At 73.4% G+C, this 21,426-nt stretch carries 14 protein-coding genes; 2 read left to right on the forward strand and 12 right to left on the reverse strand.

All coding sequences use genetic code 11. The features are described 5' to 3' along the window. Window positions 1-120: 120 nt before the first annotated feature. Together ACIQE0_RS18165 and ACIQE0_RS18170 are read right to left on the reverse strand one after the other, a co-directional pair. Entirely contained in the window at window positions 121-3,039 is a 2,919-nt protein-coding gene (locus ACIQE0_RS18165) for a putative bifunctional diguanylate cyclase/phosphodiesterase (RefSeq protein ID WP_402333112.1), read from the reverse strand. A 273-nt stretch (window positions 3,040-3,312) separates the two neighbouring features. Further along, complete coding sequence (locus ACIQE0_RS18170; protein WP_402333115.1) at window positions 3,313-4,305, reverse strand: 2-hydroxyacid dehydrogenase; 993 nt, start codon at window positions 4,303-4,305, stop codon at window positions 3,313-3,315. An 88-nt stretch (window positions 4,306-4,393) separates the two neighbouring features. Between ACIQE0_RS18170 and ACIQE0_RS18175 the strand changes: the two genes are divergently transcribed. Together ACIQE0_RS18175 and ACIQE0_RS18180 are read left to right on the forward strand one after the other, a co-directional pair. Next, window positions 4,394-5,434 (forward strand): aldo/keto reductase, encoded by a 1,041-nt coding sequence (locus ACIQE0_RS18175; RefSeq protein WP_366330696.1) that lies wholly within the window; start codon window positions 4,394-4,396, stop codon window positions 5,432-5,434. Between the two features lie 216 nt (window positions 5,435-5,650). Continuing rightward, window positions 5,651-6,814: a PQQ-dependent sugar dehydrogenase gene (locus ACIQE0_RS18180; RefSeq protein WP_366330697.1), complete on the forward strand. Its 1,164-nt coding sequence runs from the start codon at window positions 5,651-5,653 to the stop codon at window positions 6,812-6,814. A 96-nt stretch (window positions 6,815-6,910) separates the two neighbouring features. Here the strand turns inward: ACIQE0_RS18180 and ACIQE0_RS18185 are convergent, their stop codons facing one another. The 10 genes from ACIQE0_RS18185 to gatC all read right to left on the reverse strand — a co-directional run bounded on the left by ACIQE0_RS18185 (window position 6,911) and on the right by gatC (window position 21,176). Continuing rightward, window positions 6,911-9,994, reverse strand: a complete 3,084-nt coding sequence (locus tag ACIQE0_RS18185; RefSeq protein ID WP_402333118.1) for an AAA family ATPase — start codon at window positions 9,992-9,994, stop codon at window positions 6,911-6,913. Window positions 9,995-10,074: 80 nt separating this feature from the next. Then, window positions 10,075-10,263, reverse strand: a complete 189-nt coding sequence (locus tag ACIQE0_RS18190; RefSeq protein WP_366330699.1) for a hypothetical protein — start codon at window positions 10,261-10,263, stop codon at window positions 10,075-10,077. A 254-nt stretch (window positions 10,264-10,517) separates the two neighbouring features. Beyond that, the gene (locus ACIQE0_RS18195; RefSeq protein WP_402333123.1) at window positions 10,518-11,267 is read right to left on the reverse strand and encodes a hypothetical protein; all 750 of its coding nucleotides are present in this window, start codon (window positions 11,265-11,267) and stop codon (window positions 10,518-10,520) included. Between the two features lie 309 nt (window positions 11,268-11,576). Beyond that, window positions 11,577-13,799, reverse strand: coding sequence for an MMPL family transporter (locus ACIQE0_RS18200; RefSeq protein WP_366330701.1), 2,223 nt, complete (start codon window positions 13,797-13,799; stop codon window positions 11,577-11,579). Window positions 13,800-14,116: 317 nt separating this feature from the next. Next, entirely contained in the window at window positions 14,117-16,234 is a 2,118-nt protein-coding gene (locus tag ACIQE0_RS18205) for a phosphocholine-specific phospholipase C (RefSeq protein ID WP_402333126.1), read from the reverse strand. Window positions 16,235-16,404: 170 nt separating this feature from the next. Beyond that, window positions 16,405-17,310, reverse strand: a complete 906-nt coding sequence (locus tag ACIQE0_RS18210; RefSeq protein ID WP_402333129.1) for an LLM class F420-dependent oxidoreductase — start codon at window positions 17,308-17,310, stop codon at window positions 16,405-16,407. A gap of 217 nt (window positions 17,311-17,527) precedes the next feature. Then, window positions 17,528-19,036 carry an Asp-tRNA(Asn)/Glu-tRNA(Gln) amidotransferase subunit GatB gene (gene gatB / locus ACIQE0_RS18215; protein WP_402333132.1) on the reverse strand — a complete coding sequence of 503 codons (1,509 nt, stop codon included), beginning with the start codon at window positions 19,034-19,036 and terminating at the stop codon, window positions 17,528-17,530. 31 nt (window positions 19,037-19,067) lie between these two features. Next, the gene (locus ACIQE0_RS18220; RefSeq protein ID WP_366330705.1) at window positions 19,068-19,310 is read right to left on the reverse strand and encodes a hypothetical protein; all 243 of its coding nucleotides are present in this window, start codon (window positions 19,308-19,310) and stop codon (window positions 19,068-19,070) included. Between the two features lie 70 nt (window positions 19,311-19,380). After that, complete coding sequence (gatA, locus tag ACIQE0_RS18225) at window positions 19,381-20,874, reverse strand: Asp-tRNA(Asn)/Glu-tRNA(Gln) amidotransferase subunit GatA (protein WP_402333137.1); 1,494 nt, start codon at window positions 20,872-20,874, stop codon at window positions 19,381-19,383. Between the two features lie 5 nt (window positions 20,875-20,879). Then, window positions 20,880-21,176, reverse strand: a complete 297-nt coding sequence (gatC, locus tag ACIQE0_RS18230; RefSeq protein WP_016573597.1) for an Asp-tRNA(Asn)/Glu-tRNA(Gln) amidotransferase subunit GatC — start codon at window positions 21,174-21,176, stop codon at window positions 20,880-20,882. Window positions 21,177-21,426: the final 250 nt, after the last annotated feature.

The raw sequence follows: 21,426 nt of genomic DNA on the forward strand, positions 1-21,426 counted from the left end.
GGGGAGCGCGTCGGTGTGGTCAGCTGGGTTCGTCCGGTCCCAGCGTCAGCCGACGCGCTTTCCGAGTACGAGAATTCGGGTGCGCATGGCACTGACCCTCCCCCTCTGGCGCACCGAGTGTCAAGTGGGTGGGACGGAGGTCTCACTATTTGGGCGCAATGGCGGATGCGCCAGCGCATCCGGCCCCGCCACCGCACCGCTCCGGACCGGGCGGCTGCCGCTGAGCACCACCGCGCGGCCCTGGCCAGTCAGGTCCGGCACCGGATAGCTGCCGCGGGTCAGCGCCCGGCGCAGCCGGGACTCGTCCAGCGGCCCGGAGAAGGCCAGGCCCATGCCGTGGGTGCAGCCCATGGAGCGCAGCGCCAGCACCTGTTCGGGCAGGTCGACGCCCTCCGCGACGGAGTGCATGCCGAGGTCGGAGGTGATCCGCAGCAGCCCGGCGGTGATCTTGTGCAGCCGGGCGGACTCCACCACCCCGTCGATCAGCCCGCGGTCCAGCCGCAGGACGTCGATGGGGAGCCGGCGCAGGGCGCTGATCGCGGCGTACCCGCTGCCGAAGCCGTCCAGTGCGGTCCGTACGCCGAGACGGCGCAGCGCGACCAGCCGGCGCTCCAGGTCGTCGAGCGGGATCCGGGGGTCGCTCTCGGACAGCTCCAGTACGAGAGCGCCCGAGGGCAGGCCGTGCCGGGCGAGCAGCGCCTCGATGGCCTTGGGGGTCAGGGTGCGGTCCAGCAGCCGGCGGGCGGAGAGCCGGACCGCTACCGGGACCGGGTGGCCGGCGCGGTGCCGGGCGGCGGCCTGCGCCACCGCCTCCTCCAGCTGCCAGCGGCCCAGTTCGGCGGCGCGCTCGCCGCCCTCGTCGGTGAGCCGGCCGCGGTCGCCGACCCGGAGGAACTCGGCGGGGGTGAAGAGGATGCCCTCGGCGGAGCGCCAGCGGGCGTGCGCGGCGACCGCGGTGATCCGGCCGCCGGCCAGCTCGACCACCGGCTGGTGCTGCAGCGCGAACTCGCCGTCCTGGAGGGCGGTGCGGAGCTTGCTGGCGAGCTCGGCGCGGTGTGCGACCTCGTCCTGCATCTGCGGGGCGTAGAGCTCGACCCGGCCCTTGCCGGCCTGCTTGGCGCGATACATCGCCAGGTCGGCGTTGCGCAGCAGGCCGGAGGGGCTGATGCCCGGTTCGGCGAAGGCGACGCCGATGCTGGCCGCGACCCGGACGTCCCGGCCGTCGATGCGGTACGGCTCGGACAGCCGGAGGCGCAGCCGGTCGGCGATCTCCAGGATGCGGAACTCCCGGGCCGCCGGATCGCGGGTGCCGTCGCCGGTGATGAGTGCGGCGAACTCGTCGCCGCCGAGCCGGGCCGCTATGTCGCCGGCCCGCACCGACTCGGCCAGCCGCCGGGCCGCCTGGATCAGCAGCTCGTCGCCGGCCTGGTGGCCGATGGTGTCGTTGACCTGCTTGAAGCCGTCGAGGTCGATGTAGAGCACGGCGGTGTCGTGGTCGGTGGCCCGGCGGCCGGTGACGGCCTTGGTGACGCGCTCGGTGAACAGGGCGCGGTTGGGCAGGTCGGTGAGCGCGTCGTGCGAGGCGTTGTGCTGGAGCTGGGCCTGGAGCCGGACGCGCTCGGTGACGTCGCGGGAGTTGAAGATCAGGCCGCCGTGGTGGCGGTTGACCGTGGACTCCACGTTCAGCCAGCCGTCGCCGCCGGCGCGCTGCCCGCCGGCCCGGAAGCGGCACTCGATCCGGGTGGTCGGCTCGACCTCGGGCGAGGCGGCGAGGAACCGGCGGACCGCGTGGACCACGCGGCCCAGGTCCTCGGGGTGGATCAGCGAGGCCAGTTCGGAGCCGACCAGTTCCTCGGCGTCGCGGCCGTAGACCCCGGCGGCGGCCGGGCTGACGTACCGCAGCACGCCGGTGGGCGCGGCAATCATGATGACGTCGCTGGAGCCCTGGACCAGGGAGCGGAAGTGGTTCTCCTTCTGGGCCAGTTCCTGGGTGAGGGTGATGTTGTCCAGCAGCATGATGCCCTGCCGGACGACCAGGGCCAGCACGACCGCACAGCCGGTGAAGAGCACCACGCGGTCGATGCGGCGGCCGTCGAGGACGTTGGTGAGGATGCCCAACGTGCAGACGGCGGCGGCCAGATAGGGCGTCAGGGCGGCCAGCGAGCCGGCGATCGGACGGCTGCCGGGCGGCGGCTGCGGGTGGCTCGCCGCCCGCGCCACGGGCCCGGTGGCCTCCGCGCCGGTGCGGCGGCCCACCCACGGGGCGTAGGCGAAGAGCAGCGAGCCGGCGAACCAGCCGGCGTCCAGGATCTGCCCGGAGTGGTAGTGGTCGTGCAGCAGCGGGGAGCTGAACAGCGCGTCGCACAGCACCGTCAACGCCAGTGCGGCGATGGCGGTGTTGATCGCGGAGCGGTGCACGGACGAGCGCCGGAAGTGCAGCGCCAGGACCATGCTGACCAGGACGATGTCCAGCAGCGGATAGGCGAGCGAGAGGGCGCCCTCGGCGACCGAGCGGCCGCGGAAGTGCGCGGTGTGCGCGAGCGCGAGGCTCCAGGAGAGGGTGAGCAGCGAGCCGGCGATCAGCCAGGCGTCGAGCCCGAGGCAGACCCAACCGGCCCTGGTCACCGGCCGTTTGGCGAGCACCAGCAGGCCGACGATGGCCGGCGGCGCGAACAGCAGGAAGCAGAAGTCGGCCGGCGAGGGGCTGGGAACGGCGGCGCCCTCGACGACCTCGTACCAGCCCCAGACGGCGTTGCCGAGCCCGGCCATCCCGGAGGAGATGGCGAACAGGACCCACGCCGGGCGGAAGGGGGTGGCGAACTTGCGGGCGTACAGCCCGCAGGAGACGGCGGCGACCAGGGCGGCCAGGCTGAGCCCGAAGTCCCCCATGACACCGGCGAGTCGCGGTGATCCCCAGCCCATCACGGAGCCGACGGCATAGCCGCCGCAGAGGACGGCCAGCACGACCTGGGGGACCGTGCTCAGGGTGCCGCCGGTCTGCGCGGGGGGCCTGGAGAGCATCGCCCCCGGGGCGGTCACCGGACTCTCCCGTTCACCCGGGCCGGGCCGCGTCGGGAACGGTGCGTGCGGGGTCCCTGCGGCATATGTGCGGGCGGTCGTGGATCGCGTGTCTCGCGGATCGTCCATCGGCAGTGCATCGCCCGTCGCCCCCCTCGGTTCCGGATCTTTCGTGTCGCGCCGTGACGATCCCGGCGCTTCCCCGCTCGGACGATACACCAGATCCGTCACTCAGGGACATAGCACCTCTACGGAGCGTGACAATGAAGGGATTTGTAGACACGGAGAGCAGCGCTACGGCCTCGTAGAGCGATCCGCTTCGGATTCCGGTGCGGTGGCGACGACGTGCCGAACGGGCTCACCGGCCGCGAAATGTGCCAACTGGGCTTGCAGCAGCCGCTTCGCACGGGGCAGGAAGGCAGAGCTGGGACCCCCGACGTGTGGAGTGACGAGTACGCCGGGAGCCTGCCACAGCGGGTGATCGGTAGGCAGGGGTTCCGGATCCGTGACGTCGAGGGCGGCGCGAAGCCGTCCCGATTCCAGTTCGGCGAGCAGCGCCGCGGTGTCGACGACCGCGCCCCGGGCGACGTTCACCAGGAGTGCGCCGTCCTTCATCCGGGCCAGGAAATCGCGTCCGACCAGGCCACGCGTCTCGTCGGTGAGCGGAGTGGCGAGGATGACGACGTCCGCGGCGGGCAGGAGGGCGGTCAGCTCGGCCAGCGGATGCACCGGACCGCGCACAGCGTCACGGGCGGTGCGCGCGATGCGCATGACCCGCGCGCATTCAAAAGGTGTGAGCCGGTCCTCGATGGCACGGCCGATCGAACCATAGCCCACAATGAGGACCGACTTGTCGGCGAGCGCCGGCCGGAACTCCGGCCGCCATACGCCCGCGTCCTGGGCCCGGACGAAGCCGGGAACACCGCGCAGCGCGGCCAGGGTCAGGGTGAGCGCCAGCTCGGCGGTGCTGGCGTCGTGCAGTCCGCGGGCGTTGCACAACTGGGCACCGGGCGGCATCCGGTCCAGCCCGGGGAGCAGGAGCTCGACTCCGGCCGTGAGGGCCTGCACCACCCGCACCCGGCTCATCCGCGACAGCGGACGCAGGCAGACGTCGACCGGCTTCATGTACGGGACGGCGTAGAAGACGCACCGCGCGGGGTCGGCCGGGTACTCGGGGCCGGCGTCCCAGTGGACGTAGTCGAGGCCGTCGGGCAGGCCGTCGATCTCGTCGGGCGGGATCGGGAGCCATACGTCGCCGGGGCCGGTGTGCGGGTCTGCGGTTGCCATGGGCCGAGGCTATGCGAAGAGGCGTTTGGTTCAGACGTTAGTTTGGTCTGGCCCTTGATCGGGGGCGAGGGGACGGAGGCACGACCAGGTGGAGCGCAGGACAATCGGCGCGGCGGCCCTGGAGGTGGGCGCGATCGGCCTCGGCTGCATGCCGATGAGCTGGGGGTACAGCGAGTCGCAGCGCAGCGGCGAGGGGGCGCTGCGGACGCTGCACGCCGCGCTCGACCGGGGGTGCAGCCTGCTGGACACCGCGGACATGTACGGCCCGTTCACCAACGAGCTGTTGGTGGGGCGGGTGCTCAAGGAGCGGCGCGCGGACGCCTTCGTCTCGACCAAGTGCGGGCTGCTGGCCGGGGACCAGCACATCGTCGCCAACGGGCGGCCCGGCTACATCAAGCGGGCCTGCGACGCCTCGCTGCGGCGGCTCCAGACCGACCACATCGACCTCTACCAGCTCCACCGGGCGGACCCCGAGGTGCCCGTCGAGGAGACCTGGGGGGCGATGGCGGAGCTGGTGGCGGCCGGAAAGGTGCGGGCGCTGGGGCTGTGTGCGGTCGGCGCGCGGGCCGCGCGGGCGCCGCGCGTGCTGCGGGCGGGACGGGCGCGCGTCGGCGGCGGGGCGCTCCGCCGCCCGGGGCTGCACGACGGCACGCTGCGCCAACTGGAGCGTATCCAGCAGGTGTTCCCGGTGAGCAGTGTGCAGGCGGAGCTGTCGGTGTGGTCGGCGCAGGCGCTGACCGAGCTGCTGCCGTGGTGCGAGTCGCGCGGGGTGGGGTTCCTGGCGGCGATGCCGCTGGGCAACGGCTTCCTGACCGGCACCCTCACCCCGGGGCAGGGCTTCGAACCGGAGGACATACGGGCCCGGCATCCCCGGTTCACCGCCGAGATGATGGCCGCGAACCAGCCGGTGATCGCCGGGCTGCGCCGGGTCGGCGCCCGCTACGGGGCCACCCCCGGGCAGGTGGCGCTGGCCTGGGCGCTGGCCCAGGGGCGCCATGTGGTCCCGGTGCCCGGCACGAAGAAGGAGCGCTGGGCGACGCAGAACGCCGAGGCGGCGGAGCTGGTGCTGACGCCCGAGGATCTGCGGGAGATCGCGTCGTTGCCGCCGGCTCGGGAGTCCTGGTATTGAGCCGCCGCGCGGGGCTTGCTTCCCACGTTGTCGGCTCTCCCGCCGTGGTTTTTTGCGCCTGCGGCGCGTTGCCGCTGCGCGGGGCTTTTCGGGTGCGTCACCTCCCGCGAGTGGGTGGAAATCCGGTGGGTGGGGGCTGAGGCGGGCGGGAGGGTGCACGTGGTCGGGGCGGGGGTGTGGTGTTCTTGTCGCGCCTGCCGACGAGAGGATTCCGCTGTGCAACGCCGTTCCCGGACTGCCGTGTTGGCCGCTGTTTCGCTGTTGGTGGTGGCGGGGTGTTCGGCCGGGGGTGGGGCCGGGCCCGGGGGCGGGCCGGGCAAACGGCCCGGGGCGGCCGCCCCGAGTGCGTCGGCGTCGGTTGTGGTGCCGGGGGCCAAGGGGTCGGTCGAGGTCACGGGGACGGTGGCCACCGGATTGAAGACGCCGTGGGGGGTCGCCGCGCTGCCGGGTGGGGACCTGCTGGTGGGCGAGCGGGATACCGGGCGGATCGTCCGGGTCGCCACGCAGGGGGGCAAGGTCACGGAAGTGGGGTCGGTGCCGGGCGTGGCGCCGGGGGGTGAGGGCGGACTGCTGGGGCTCGCGGTGGCCCCGTCGTTCGGGACCGATCACCAGGTGTACGCGTACTTCACCACCGCGTCCGACAACCGCATCGCGCGCATGGTCTACGACGAGCGGCGCGATCCGGGCAACCGACTGGGCGCGCCCAACACCATCTTCAAGGGCATCCCCAAGGGGAAGTTCCACAACGGCGGGCGGCTGGCCTTCGGCCCGGACCGGATGCTGTACGCGAGCACCGGCGAGACCGGCGACAAGGGGCTGGCCCAGGACAAGAAGTCCCCGGCCGGGAAGATCCTGCGGATGACGCCCGACGGCGAGCCGGTGCACGGCAATCCGGAGCCGGACTCGGTGGTGTACGACTACGGGCACCGGAACGTGGAGGGGCTCGCCTGGGATGCCGGCGACCGGCTGTGGGCCTCGGAGTTGGGGCAGGACGCCTGGGACGAGCTCAATCTCATCGAGCCGGGGCGGAACTACGGGTGGCCGCTGGTCGAGGGCAAGCGCAACGGCCGGCCGGTGCCGCCGGGGTACGTCGATCCGGTGGAGGTGTGGCGGCCCGCGGACGCCTCGCCGAGCGGGCTGGCGTACGCCAAGGGCTCGCTGTGGATGGCCTCGCTGCGCGGGGAGCGGCTGTGGCGGATCCCGTTGAACGGGACGAGGCCGGTGGCCGCGCCGCAGGCGTTCCTCAAGGGGGCGTACGGGCGGCTGCGGACCGTGGTCGCGGCCGGCGACGGGGCGTTGTGGCTGGTCACCGGCAACACCGACGGCCGGGGCAGGCCGCGGGCGGGAGACGACCGGATTCTCCGTCTGGTGGTGAGCTGATCCCGTGTGCCGGTGGGGTGCTCGGACCCGGTGCCGGGAGCCCGGGCCGGCCCGCGCCGGGAGGTCCGGGCACGGGCAACTGGCGGCCGGCAGGCCCTACTTGGTGGGAGCCGGCTCGGCGAACAACCGTAGCCGGTGGGCGACCGCGCCCGCCTCCCCGCGGCCCGAGACGCCCAGCTTGGCGAGGATGTTGGAGACATGGACGCTGGCGGTCTTCGGCGAGATGAACAGCGCGTCGGCGATCTGGCGGTTGCTGCGGCCGTCGGCGACGAGCCGGAGCACGTCCCGCTCGCGGGGCGTCAGGCCCAGGGACTCGGCGGGGGCGGCGGGCGGCGGTGAGCCGGCGGCCGGGCGGGCCGGGCCGGACGACCGGCCGGGGAGGGGTATCCGGGCACGCTGGGCGAGGAGTTCGAGCTCGCCGATCAGCGGGCGGGCGCCCATCTCCACGGCGGCGGTGTGCGCCTGGCCGAGCACCAGCACCGCGGCCTCGCGCGGGGTGCGGCCGTCGAGGCCGACGGTGGCCCGCTCGGTGCCGTGCAGCAGCGACTCGGCCCAGCGGCAGCAGCACCAGGCCAACTCGTGCGGCCGCTCCAGCCGTTCGAAGGCGGCCACCGCCCGCGCCCAGGCGTCGGGGGACTCGCGGCCCTCGGCGCGGCGGAGTTCGGCCTCGACCGCGGCGCCGAAGGCGTCCCACACCGGCGAGAGCCGGGGCAGCCGCTTGACGGCCTCCCGGATGCGGGCCAGGGCCGTCGGCCGGTCGGCCTCGGCGGCGGGCAGCCCGCGGGCGTCGGACTCGGCGGCGGTGGCCGACCACAGCAGCGGCCAGGCGTAGCGGTGCAGGCCGGGGGCGAAGCCGGTGCTCGGCACGGTCTGGAGGAGGACGGCGCGGGCGTCGAGGAAGCGGCCCTGGCGGGCGGCGAGCCGCAGCGCGTGCTGGGCGATGGGCAGGGCGTGCTGCGGCTGGGGGTCGTGGGTGCCGTAGTGCTCCCGGGCGACGGCCAGTTCGCGCTCGGCGGCGGCGAGGTCGCCGGTGTCCAGGGCCAGGGCGGTGCGGCGGCTGGCGGCCAGGGCGATGGCGCGCGGGTCCTGGGCGAGGCGCCGGGCCTCGGCGGTGACCTGGGCGGACTCCTCCCACCGGCCGAGTGAGGCCAGCGCCTCGGCGCGGTTGCTCAGCACCCAACTGGTGGTGTTGGTGAGGCCGTAGCGGGTGGTGAGCTCGGTGCCCTGGTCGGTGACGGCCACGGCCTCACGGGAGCGGCCGACGCCTTCGAGGGTGCCCGGGAGGTTGACGTGGCCGCGGCCGATGACGGCGAAGTAGCCGCGGTCGACGGCCCGGTCGAGGACGGTGCGGAACTCGGCCAGGCCCTCCTCGACGTCCCCGGCGTCCACCCGCAGCCCGGCCAGCGTCACGCGGGAGTTGAGCTCGGCCTCCTCGTCGCCGACCGACCGGGCCAGTTCCACGGCCCGTTCGGCGGTGCTGAAGGCGCCCGGGCCCGGTTCGTGGAGCATCTGCCAGCTGGCGACGGCGGCCGTGACGGTGGCGTGCACGGACGACGGCGGCAGCCCGCGCATCAGCTCCTGGGCCTTGCCCAGGTCCTCCCAGCCGTCGCCGCGGCCGGTGCCCTGGCAGAGCCGGGAGCGCTGCACCAGGAACCAGGCGGTGCGCAGGGGGTCGTTCTCGGTGCGCAGCGAGCGCAGGGCGCGCTTGGTGATCGTGAAGGCCCGCTCGCCGTCGCCGGACAGCCGGGCGGCCACCGCGATCTCGGCGAGCAGGTCGATGAAGCGGAGCGCGTCGCCGCAGCCGTCGCCGCGGGCCGGGTACGCCTCGGCGTCGTCGACCGGGCGCACGCCCTGGCGGACCTCGACCGGCGCGTCGTCCCACAGCTCCAACGCGCGGTCCAGCAGCCGCAGTTGCTCGGCGTAGGCGTGCCGGCGGCGGGCCTGCACGGAGGCGGCGAGGACGGCGGGCAGCGCCTTGGCGGCGTCATGGGCCTTGTACCAGTAGCTGGCGAGCCGGGTGGCGCAGACCTCGGAGCGGACGAGCGCGGGGGCGGCCTCCAGGGCCTCGGCGTAGCGGCGGTTGAGGCGGGTGCGCTCGCCGGGCAGCAGGTCGTCGACGACGGCCTCGCGGACCAGGGCGTGCCGGAAGCCGTAGCCGGTGCCGTCCGAGGTGGGCACGAGGGTGTTGCTGCCGACGGCGGAGCGGAGCGCCGCGATGAGGTCGTCCTCGGGCATCCGGCAGACCGCGGCGAGGAGTTCGTGCTCGACGGTGGAGCCGCCCTCGGCGGCGACCCGCACCACCCGCTGGGTGTCCTCGGGGAGCGCCTCGACGCGCACCAGCAGCAGGTCGCGCAGCGGGTCGCTGAGGCCGTAGAGGCAGCCGTCGACGAGGCTGCGGACCAGCTCCTCGACGAAGAAGGCATTGCCCTCGGAGCGCTTGAAGACCCGGTCGACGGTGTCCTCGGCGGGCTCGCTGCCGCGGATGCCGGCGATCTGGGTGCGGACCTCGTCGCGGTTGAAGCGGTCCAGTTCGATGCGGCGGACGGTGCGCACCCGGTCGATCTCGGCGAGGAAGGGGCGCAGCGGGTGGCGGCGGTGGATGTCGTCGGAGCGGTAGGTGGCGACCAGGAGGATGCCGGCGTCGTGGAGGGCGCGCAGCAGGTAGGTGAGCAGTTCGCGGGTGGAGCGGTCGGCCCAGTGGAGGTCCTCGATGACGATGACGAGGGTGCGGTGGGCGGCGAGCCGCTCCAGGAGGCGGGCGGTCAGCTCGAAGAGCCGGGCGCGGCCGGTCTCCTCGTCGCGGTTCTCCCCCGCGGGCTCGCCCAACTCGGGGAGGATACGGGCCAGTTCGCCCTCCTGGCCGCAGACGGCCGCGGCCAGCTCGTCGGGCAGGTGGGCGTTGAGGGTGTGCAGGATCGAGGAGAACGGGGCGAACGGCAGCCCCTCGGAGCCGATTTCGATGCAGCCGCCGAGCGCGACCTGGGCGTCGCGGGCGCGGGCCGTCTCGCAGAACTCCTCGATGAGGCGGGTCTTGCCGACCCCCGCCTCGCCCCCGATCAGCAGGGCCTGGGGCTCGCGGGACGCCGCGACCCGCGCCAGCGCGTCGCCCAGCTCGGCGAGTTCGGCCGCGCGACCGACGAAAACGGGACTGATGGGTCTGCTCTCCACGGTGCCGAGCATGGCACAGGGATCTGACGATCCGGCAGTGGTGTCCGGCACACCCTGGGGGCGCATCCCGGCCGCCCAGGATCCCGGGGCGGTCAGACGGTGGCGCGCCGGAGGCGTCCCCTCCGGGTCCGGCCCCCTCTCACCCGCCCCTCGGGAGCGTCGTCCCCCAAGTGGGCGGCGTCGCCCGTCCCGTGGGTGGCCTCACGGACCAGACGGCGGTGGGCGGCCTCGCGGCGCAGTTCCTCGTAGCGGACCCGGAGCTCCAGTTCGGAGGCGTACATGGTCTCTCCCCTTGGGATGAGGCGGTGGCGGCGCCCGGCCGTTCCGGGCGCCGATGGCCTCCACTCTCCTCACCAAGGGGGGTCCGGCACATCGGGAGAGTGCCCGATCTCCGGGCCGCCCCGGTGCCCCGATCCGGGACGGCGGGGCCACCGGGCGACCTAGGAACCCCCTGGTCCCGCCCACCTCGCGGCGGCGGAACGCCCCCTCGCCCGCAGGGGTCCTTAGGCGCGACCGCCACCGGCCTCAGCCGGGCTCAGGCGCCGCCGCCGGGCCCCTTAGGAATGCTGGGCAGGCTCGCGAACAGGTCGAGGTACATGCCCGCCGAGATGAGCAGTCCGAGGAGGCCGAGCACCAGCGCGCCCCAGGCGACGGCGCGCGCCCAGGTGGCGCGGCGCCCGGTCAGCACCACCGCGGCGATGACCATGGCGAGCACCGCGAAGGCCCCGTTGACCAGCGCGGTGGTGTGCCAGGGGGCGCCGTAGACGGTGGCGATCTGGTCGGTGGCGCGACCGGACTGGAGCTTGATCTGGCCGAGCAGGGTCTGCCGTTCGGCGAGCAGCGTGCCGAGCCAGGTGCCGGTGACGGAGGCCAGACCGAGCCCGGCGGCGACCACGGCACCGGCGCCGGCGGCCGCGCCTGCGGTGGCGGGCTGGTCCGGGGTGTCGGCTTCGGCGTCGTCGTCGGCTTCGGCGTCGTCGTCGGCTTCGGCGTCGTCGTCGGCTTCGGTGTCGGCTTCGGCTTCGATGTCGGTCGCGGTGTCGGCGGCGGCCTTGGCGTCGGTGGTGGTGTCGGCGCCGCTGTCGGTCCCGGCGGCGACGGCGCCGTCGGTCGTCGCGTCGTCGGTCTTGGCGGGGGGCTTGGCGGCGGTCTCGACGTCAGCCTTGGCGGCGGCCGTGGCATCGGCCTTGGCGGCGTCGGCCTCGGTCCCCTCGGCGGTGGCGCCCTCGGCCACCGTGTCCTTGGTCGTCTCGTCGTCGGTTCGCTTGTCGGTCGTCGTTCCCATGGGCGCGACCGTAGGTGCCGCGTCTGAGAGTCGGATGAGAGCGGCCGCGCACCCGCCCCGGGCCGTCGGACCGCCCCATCGGACCACCGGTCGAGGTCACACCTCCGGCCGAGGTCAAACCGCCGCCCGGCATCAACCCTCCGACCGAGGTCAAACCCCCGACCGAGAGCGGACCACCACCCCGGCATCAACCCCCCAGGCGACGTCAGACCGCATGTCAGACCGCCACCCCGGCGTCACACCTCCGACCGAGGTCAAACCCCCGACCGAGGTCAGACCACTCCCCCGGCATCAACCCCCCAGGCGACGTCAGACCGCCGCCCGTGCCCGGTCCGCGCTCCGCGTCCCGTCCTCCGCGCCCGCCTCCGCCCCGGGTGCCACGGGCTCCTCGGGTGGTTCGATGCTCAGCCGCGGCAGCCATCGCTCCAGCCATGCCGGCAGCCACCAGTTGGCGCCGCCCAGCAGGTGCATCAGGGCCGGGACCAGCAGGGTGCGCAGCACGAAGGCGTCCAGGGCGACGGCGGCGGCCAGGCCGATGCCGAACATGGCGATGATCCGGTCGCCGCTGAGGACGAAGGCCGCGAAGACCGCAATCATGATCACCGCGGCCGAGTTGATCACCCGGCTGGTCTCGGCGAGCCCGACCCGCACCGCCCGCCGGTTGTCCCCGGTCCGCTGCCACTCCTCGTACATCCGGCTCACCAGGAAGACCTGGTAGTCCATCGAGAGCCCGAAGAGCACCGAGACCATGATGACCGGGAGGAACGGTTCGACGGGGCCGGCCCGGCCGAGTCCGAGCGCCTCGCTCCCCCACCCCCACTGGAAGACCGCGACGACGATCCCGAACGACGCCGAGACCGCCGCGAGGTTCATCAGCGCGGCCTTGAGCGGGATGCCGATGCTGCGGAAGGCGAGCAGCAGCAGGACCGAGCCGAGGCCGATGACGGCGCCCAGGAAGAGCGGCAGTTTGCCGACGATGACACGAGCGAAGTCGTCGTAGCCGGCGGTGACCCCGCCGACCCGCACCTGGAGCGTGGTGCCGTCCGCGGCGGCCGGCAGCACCTCGGTGCGGAGCCGGGCGACCAGGTCGGAGGTCTGCCGGGACTGCGGTGCGCTGTCCGGTACGACGGTGATCACGCCGGTGGCGTGGCCGCCGTCGAACTCCGGCCCGCTGACCCGGGCGACGCCCGGGGTGTCACGGAGGGTGTGCGGGAGCCCGTCGAAGGCGAGCCGGTCGGCGGCGCCGTCGAGCGAACCGACCAGCGTCAGCGGCCCGTTGAAGCCCGGCCCGAAGCCGTCCGCCAGCAGGTCGTACGCCTTGCGGGTGGTCGCCGTGGCCGGGTCGTTGCCCTGGTCGGAGGTGCCCAGGTGGAGGCCGAGGGTGGGCAGCGCCAGGGTCAGCATCACGGCCGCCGCGGTGGCGCCGAGGAGCTTGGGGTGGCGCTCGACGAAGCCGGCCCAGCGGGCAGCCGGGCCGGTGCCCGGGTCGGACCGCGGTCCCTCGGCGGCCAGCCGGCGCCGCTCCCGCCGCCCCAGCGCCCGCGTCCCGATCAGCCCGAGCAGCGCCGGCAGCAGCGTCACCGAGGCGGCGACGGTGAGGACGACGGTGAGCGAGGCGGCCAGCGCGACCCCGTTGAGGAAGTCCAGCCGCAGGGTGAGCATGCCGAGCAGGGCGATGCAGACGGTGGCGCCGGCGAAGACCACGGCGCGCCCGGACACCGCCACCGCGCGCTCGGCGGCCTCCTGGACGGTCAGTCCGGCCCGCAGCCCCTTGCGGTGCCGGGTGACGATGAACAGCGCGTAGTCGATGCCCACGCCCAGGCCGATCAGCATGCCCAGCATCGGGGCGAAGTCGGCCACCGTCATGGCGTGGCCGAGCAGGCTGATCCCGGCGGTGGCGGTGCCGACGGCGGCCAGTGCGGTGACGATCGGCAGCAGGGTCGCGGCGAGCGAGCCGAAGGCGAGGAAGAGCACCACGGCCGCCACCGCCAGCCCGATCGCCTCCGGGAGATGGCCTTGGGGCGCCTGGGTGAGCGCGATCCCGCTGCCGCCCAACTCGACCTGGAGGCCGTTCCCGGCGGCCGCCTTGGCGGTGTCCACCACCGCGCGCACCTGGGCCGCGGGCAGGTCGTCGGGCGAACTGCGGAAGGTCAGCGAGGCGTAGGCGGTGCGCCCGTCGCCGCTGATCTGCCCGGCACCGCCCGGCCCGTAGGGGCCCTGGACGGCGGCGACGCCGGGCAGTTCGGACACCGCGTCCAGGGTGTGGGTCATGGTCGCCCGGACCGCCGTGGAGCGGACGCCGCCACTGCCGTCGGTGTGCCAGACGAGGGTGTCGGCGTCCCCGGCGCGGTCCGGGAACGCCTTGGCCAGCAGGGCGCCGGCCCGGCCGGATTCGGTGCCGGGGACCGCGTAGTCGGTGGAGTACGCGGATCCGGCCACGCCCGCGGCGACGGCCGTGCCGGTGAGGGCGGCGAGCCAGAGGAGGATCACCACGAGGCGGCGCCTGAGGCACCAACGGGCCAGAGCGGTCACGGGCTGCTTCCCGGGTCGTGCGCCGATATCTCCCGGGAGCGGGTGGTGCCGAACGCGGACGGACGAGGGGGGATACGGGAACAGGGGCGGGCCGGGGCCGGGCATGGGGCGGCACGGGGCCGCCGATGCAGGCCCGGGCGGTCCCGCTTCCGAGTGCAGACTGTCAGCCCGAAAAGATCCTTTGTCCCCTTTGTGGGCTTCCCCACAAAGGGGACGACAGAGGCAACCCGCCCCATTTATCCGCCGGTTAAACCCGCCAAAAGCCCCTTAACGGACTTTCCCACCTTCGCCACTCCCCCACCGCCGCCGCCCACACCTCACCCCGTGACCGACTCCCGGCCGTCCTCCACATGCCCCATCAGTCGCCGATGGAAGGAGGCGTCCTCGGCGATCTTCAACTCCAGGTCGTACCAGCCGTGCGCGTCCCCCGCGGCATGCGCGACGGTGCGGGTGCCGCCGGCCTTCACGGTCAGCGTGCGGGGCGCGGTGTGCGCGTAGGCGAGCGGGGTCAGGGTGACGGTGAGGTCGGCGGCGCCCGGATTGACCAGGGTCAGGTGCAGCTCCCGCCGCGCGGCGTCGATCCGGGAGCCGATCCGGACGCCCGCGGCGGCACCGGCGGCGGTGCCGGCGAACTCGCGCCGGAAGCCGTTGGGCCCGGTCACCGTGAAGCGGTAGCCGTCGCCCTTGACCGGGACCGGCCATTCCGCCTGCTTCTCGACGTCCCGGTGCTGCGGCGCGTCGAACTCCTTGGCGTACGGGTGGAGCGCCAGGTGCACCGAGGCGGGGCCGCCGTTGCGCACGGCCAGCCGGAAGAGCCCGGCACCCGGCTCGAAGCCGCCGTCGGCGTCCGGCTGGTAGGGCAGCGCACGGGCCGGACGGGTGCCCGGCTCCTGCCGGGGCAGCGCCTGCTCGGCCGGCGGCCGCGGCTGCCAGCGGCCGCTGAACGGCGGGATCGGGCCGGGCTGCTGCACCGCCGGCTGCTTCCGGCCGCGCGAGAAGTCGAAGGCGGCGGTCAGGTCGCCGCAGGCGGTGCGCCGCCAGGCGCTGATGTTGGGCTCCGCCACCCCGGTCCAGCGCTCCAGGAACCGGGTGATCGAGGTGTGGTCGAACACCTGGGAGCAGGCGTAACCGCCCACCGTCCAGGGCGAGATGACCAGCATCGGCACCCGTATGCCGAGCCCGACCGGCTGCCCGTCCCAGAACTCCGCGTCGGTCCCGGCCGGCGGCACCGGCGGCGGTACGTGGTCGAAGAACCCGTCGTTCTCGTCGTAGGTCAGGAACAGCGCGGTGTGCCGCCAGACCTCCGGATGGCTGCCCAGCGCGTCCAGGATCTTGTAGACGATCGTGGCGCTCTCGATGGGCGAGGACGAGCCGGGGTGCTCGGAGTCGGCCGCGGACGGGACGATGTAGGAGACCTCGGGCAGCTTGCCGCTCGCCACGTCGGCGGCGAACGCGGCGGCCGTGGAGTGCGGTTCGCCGCGCCGCAGCGCCCGCTCGAACAGGCTCCGCTCGGCCTGGCCGAGGCTCTTGACGCCCTCCTCCAGGAGCCCGGCCAGCCGGGTCCGCTCGGTACCGTCGGCGCCGGCCAGCTTCCCGTAGTACGCCGTCATGGTGTGCACCCCGTCCACCTTGGCCAGGGCCTTGTGCGCGACCGCCTTGAAGGAGGCGTAGAACTCCAGGTTGTTGTCGGTGAAGTTGTCCCACTCCTGGTAGACCCGCCAGGTGCGGCCGGCCTTCTCCAGGCGCTCGGGGTAGGTCGTCCAGGTGTAGCCGGTGTGCGTGTCCTCGTCGTAGGCATCGTTGCCCACCGCCCGCTTGCCGCTGCCCGGCTCGAAGCCGGTCCACCCGCTCACCAGGTGGTTGCGGTTGGGGCTGGTGGAGGAGTGGATCGAGGAGTGGTACGCGTCGCAGACCGTGAAGGTGTCGGCGAGCTCGTAGTGCAGCGGGACGTCCCGGCGGTCGTAGTGCGCCATGGTGGCGGCCGTCTTGGCGGTGACCCAGTTGTTCATCCAGCCGCCGTTCCAGGCCCGGTGGCCGCCCTCCCAGCTGTGGTCCAGGTTGCCGATGTACTGGAGGTCCTTCTTCTGGGCGGCGGCCGCCTCCCGCACCGGGAACGGCAGCACCCGCCCGGCCCCCGACGGCCCCGGCTGCTCGAAGACGCTCCCGCCGCCGGGCAGTTCGACGGCGTTGCGGTCACCGAAGCCGCGGACGCCGCGCAGCATCCCGAAGTAGTGGTCGAAGGAGCGGTTCTCCTGCATCAGCACGACGACATGCCTGATGTCGCGGAGCCCGCCCCCGCCGTGCGGCGCGGGGCGGGCGGCGTCCTGGGCCAGCGCCTGCTGGAGCGAGGGCGGCAGCAGCGACCCGGCCACCGCCGCGCCCGCCGCCGCCGCGCCGACTCCCAGAACCCGTCTACGAGATACCTCCGGTGCCACGCCCGACCTCCCAGTCGTCAGTCAATGGTCTTCGGATCAGCCCATTGAGGTGGTGCGACGGGGACGGTAGTGGACGCCCGTGACGCGCGACAGGTATCGGAATGACAACTTTGCGAACAGCTCCCCACCCGCCCTCACCGGGCGAGGCCGCCGTCCTCCGGGGCGCGGGCTCAGTCGGCCAGCAACGCCGGTGCCAGCTCGCGGAGTTGCTCCAGGCCCAGGCCGCGGTCGGCCACCAGGGGCTGGATGGAGACGTGGTCGGCGCCGGCGTCGAGGTGTGCGCGGACCCGCGTGCGGATCGCGTCCGCGTCGCCCCAGGCCACGATCGCGTCGACCAGCCGGTCGCTGCCGCCGCCGGTGAAGTCCTCGTCCTCGAAGCCGAACCGGCGCAGGTTTCCCACGTAGTTGGGGAGCTCCAGGTAGAAGCGCGTGTAGTGCTCGCGGGCCAGGGCGCGGGCCGCCGCCGGGTCGGTCTCCAGCAGGACGGCCTGCTCGGGTGCGAGGAGCGGGCCGGCGCCGAGGATCTCGCGGGCGCCGGCGGTGTGCTCCGTGGGCACGAAGTACGAGTGGGCGCCGGCCGCCCGGCCCCTGGACAGCTCCAGCATCTTCGGGCCGAGGGCCGCCAGCACCCGGGCCGGTGCGGGCTCGGCGACCGGCCCCTCGTACGGGGCGCCGTCCATCGCGTCGAGGTAGTCCCGCATCGTGGCCAGCGGCTTGGCGTAGGTGTGGCCGCGCATGCTGACCAGCGGGGCGTGGCTGGCGCCCAGGCCGAGCAGGAAGCGGCCCTCGTACGCCTCGGCGAGGGTGTGCGTGGCGGCGTTCGCCGCGGCGGCGTCGCGGCCCCAGATGTTGGCGATGCCGGTGGCGACGGTGATCCGCTCGGTGGCGGAGAGCAGCAGCCCGGCGTGGCTGAAGGCCTCCTTGGAAGCGGGCCCCTCGCCGAACCACAGGGCGCCGTAGCCGAGTTGCTCGATCTCGCGGGCCGCCTGGCGGGCGGCCGCGGCCGGTACCCGGCCCAGTCCGCCGTGCCAGACCCCGACCCGGCCGATCCGCGAGGCGAGAGCGTGCTGGTCCACCGTTCCTCCACTGTCCAGGGATGAAGATCGCTGTTCGTATCCTCCACAGCGTCCGGCGCGAGCCCGGCATTCCCGCCCGCGCGCCCTTTTCCCACCCCCGTACGGGAAGTGCCGCCCCTGTACGGGAAGTGCCGCCCTCGTACGGGGAGTCCGCGCCCGTACGCGAAGCGGCCGCCCCTCCGAGGAGGGACGGCCGCTTGGCGTACCGGTGAGGGGGTCAGCCCTCGACGCCGAGCTTCTCCAGGATCAGCTCGCGGACCCGGGCCGCGTCGGCCTGGCCGCGGGTGGCCTTCATGACCGCGCCGACCAGGGCGCCGGCCGCGGCGACCTTGCCACCGCGGATCTTGTCGGCGATGGCGGCGTTGGCGGCGATCGCCTCGTCCACGGCGGTGCCCAGCGCACCCTCGTCGGAGACGACCTTCAGACCGCGCTTCTCGACGACCGTGTCCGGGTCGCCCTCGCCGGCCAGCACGCCCTCGATGGCCTGGCGGGCCAGCTTGTCGTTGAGCGAACCGTCGGCGACCAGCGCGGCGACCCGGGCGACCTGCGCCGGGGTGATCGCCAGCGCGGCCGGCTCCACGCCGTCCTCGTTGGCGCGGCGGGCCAGCTCGCCCATCCACCACTTGCGGGCCGCGGCGGCGTCCGCACCGGCCTCGGTGGTGGCGACGATCAGGTCGACCGCACCGGCGTTGAGGATCGACTGCATGTCGAGCTCGGAGACGCCCCACTCCTCGCGCAGCCGGTTGCGGCGCACGCGCGGCAGCTCGGGCAGGGTGCCCCGCAGCTCCTCGACCCACGCGCGGGACGGGGCCACCGGCACCAGGTCCGGCTCGGGGAAGTAGCGGTAGTCCTCCGCCTCCTCCTTGATCCGGCCCGAGGTGGTGGAACCGTCGTCCTCGTGGAAGTGCCGGGTCTCCTGGACGATCGTGCCGCCGGAGGAGAGCACCGCGGCGTGCCGCTGGATCTCGTACCGGGCGGCCCGCTCCACGGAGCGCAGCGAGTTGACGTTCTTGGTCTCCGAGCGGGTGCCGAACTTCTCGGTGCCCAGGGGGCGCAGCGAGAGGTTCACGTCGCAGCGCATCTGGCCCATCTCCATACGGGCCTCGGAGACGCCCAGCGCCTTGATCAGCTCGCGCAGCTCGGCCACGTACGCCTTGGCGACCTCGGGGGCCCGCTCGCCCGCGCCCTCGATGGGCTTGGTGACGATCTCGATGAGCGGGATGCCGGCGCGGTTGTAGTCCAGCAGCGAGTGCTGGGCGCCGTGGATCCGGCCGGTCGCCCCACCGATGTGGGTGGACTTGCCGGTGTCCTCCTCCATGTGGGCGCGCTCGATGTGCACCCGGAAGACCTCGCCGTCCTCCAGCTGCACGTCGAGGTAGCCGTCGAAGGCGATCGGCTCGTCGTACTGGGAGGTCTGGAAGTTCTTCGGCATGTCCGGATAGAAGTAGTTCTTCCGGGCGAAGCGGCACCACTCGGCGATGGTGCAGTTCAGGGCCAGGCCGATCTTGATGGCGGACTCGACGCCGGTCGCGTTGACGACCGGGAGCGAGCCGGGCAGGCCCAGACAGGTGGGGCAGGTCTGCGAGTTGGGGTCGGCGCCCAGGGTGGTCGCGCACCCGCAGAACATCTTGGTCTTGGTACCGAGCTCGACGTGCACCTCCAGACCCATCACGGGGTCGTAGGTGGCCAGCGCGTCCTCGTACGGCACCAGGTCGGTGACAGTCACGGTGAAACTAACCTCTCAGGTCCGGCGCCGGTCAGCCCGCGAGCACGTCGTCGTCGTTGAGACGGCGCAGTTCGCGGACGAGCAGGGCGACGCCGGTGATGATGGCGGCGGCGGAGACAACGGCGTCGACCAGCTGGAGCGTGTCGTGCTCCCCCCTGGCCTTCTTCGCCTGCTTGACGACGCCCACCGCGCCGAACAGCGTGGTGCCGATGGACAGATAGGTGCCGGGCTTGGACTTCTTGAAGTTCTTGGCCTTGGCCAGCTTTCCACTCACGGCGTCTCCTTCGGCAGGTCCGGGTTGTCTCCCAGTGCCTGGACGGCCTGGGTGGTGTCCCCTACGGCGTTCACAGGGCCGGGGCCTCCTCCAGCAAGGGGTGGCCCCACTTCTGCTTGAGTGCGGACTCGACCGCCGCGCCGACCTTGTAGAGCCGGTCGTCGGCCATGGCGGGGGCGATGATCTGCAGGCCCACCGGCAGCCCGTCCTCGGGCGCCAGACCGCAGGGCAGCGACATCGCGGCGTTGCCCGCCAGGTTGGCGGGGATGGTGCAGACGTCGGCGAGGTACATCGCCATCGGGTCGTCGGTGCGCTCGCCGATCGGGAACGCCGTGGTCGGCGTGGTCGGCGAGATGATCACGTCGACCTGCTCGAAGGCCCGCTCGAAGTCGCGGGTGATCAGCGTGCGGACCTTCTGGGCGCTGCCGTAGTACGCGTCGTAGTAGCCGGAGCTGAGCGCGTAGGTGCCGAGCATGATGCGGCGCTTGACCTCGGGGCCGAAGCCGGCCTCGCGGGTCAGCGCGGTGACGTCCTCGGCGGACTTCGTGCCGTCGTCGCCGACCCGCAGGCCGTAGCGCATGGCGTCGAAGCGGGCGAGGTTGGAGGAGCACTCGGAGGGCGCGATCAGGTAGTACGCGGACAGCGCCAGGTCGAAGGACGGGCAGTCCAGCTCGACGATCTCGGCGCCCAGCTCCTTGAGCAGCACGACCGACTCGTCGAAGCGCTGGAGCACGCCGGGCTGGTAGCCCTCGCCGCGGAACTGCTTGACGACGCCGACCCGCATGCCCTCCGCGCTGCCGTTGCGGGCCGCCTCGACGACCGCCGGGACCGGGGCGTCGATGGAGGTGGAGTCCAGCGGGTCGTGGCCGGCGATGACCTCGTGCAGCAGCGCGGCGTCCAGCACCGTGCGGGCGCACGGGCCGCCCTGGTCCAGGGAGCTGGAGAAGGCCACCATGCCGTAGCGGGAGACGCCGCCGTAGGTGGGCTTGACGCCGACGGTGCCGGTGACGGCGGCGGGCTGGCGGATCGAGCCGCCGGTGTCCGTGCCGATGGCCAGCGGGGCCTGGAAGGAGGCCAGGGCGGCGGAGGAGCCGCCGCCGGAGCCGCCGGGGATCTTGGTGAGGTCCCAGGGGTTGCCGGTCGGCCCGTAGGCGCTGTTCTCCGTCGACGACCCCATGGCGAACTCGTCCATGTTGGTCTTGCCGAGGATGACGACGTCGGCGTCCTTGAGCTTCTTGGTCAGGGTGGCGTCGTAGGGCGCCATCCAGCCTTCGAGGATCTTCGAGCCGACGGTGGTCGGCATGTCCTCGGTGGTGAAGATGTCCTTCAGCGCGAGCGGGACGCCGGCCAGCGGGCCGAGCTTCTCGCCGCGGGCGCGCTTCTCGTCGACGGCGCGGGCCTGGGCCAGCGCGCCCTCGCGGTCCACGTGCAAGAAGGCGTGCACCTTCTCGTCGACGGCCTCGATGCGGGCCAGGTGGGCCTCGGTCACCTCGACCGCGGTGAGCTCGCCGGCGGCGATCTTCGCCGCGGTCTCGGCGGCGGTGAGCTTGATCAGGTCTGCCATGTCGGTCACTCCTCCCCCAGGATCTGCGGCACCTTGAAACGCTGCTGCTCCTGGGCGGGGGCGCCGGAGAGCGCCTGCTCCGGGGTGAGCGACGGACGGACCTCGTCCGGCCGCATCACATTGGTCAGCGGCAGCGGGTGGGAGGTCGGCGGGACGTCTTGACCGGCGACCTCGGAGACGCGGGCGACCGCGCCAATGATGTCGTCGAGCTGTCCGGCGAAGTGGTCGAGCTCTTCGTCCTTCAGCTCCAGACGTGCCAGCCGGGCGAGGTGAGCGACCTCCTCGCGCGTGATGCCAGGCATGCAGCGATCCTCTGGTGTTTTCGGCGGGTGTTCTGGGTGGAGTGTTCCGAAAGGAGATTTCTGGGCGAATTCTCCGGCGGAGTATTCCGGCCCAATCCTATGGCGTACGGGAACGCTGCCGCGAAACGCTTTCGCCCGGACGCCCGCGGCGGCCCGTGGACGTCCCTTCCGGACCGCTCCACGGGCCGCGACGGGCGGGCCTCATCCGCCGCTCTCCGTCGGCTTCTCGGCGTCGGTATCGGCGGCCGCC

This window comes from Streptomyces sp. NPDC093097, from assembly GCF_044754325.1.
In the GTDB taxonomy this organism is placed as follows: domain Bacteria; phylum Actinomycetota; class Actinomycetes; order Streptomycetales; family Streptomycetaceae; genus Streptomyces.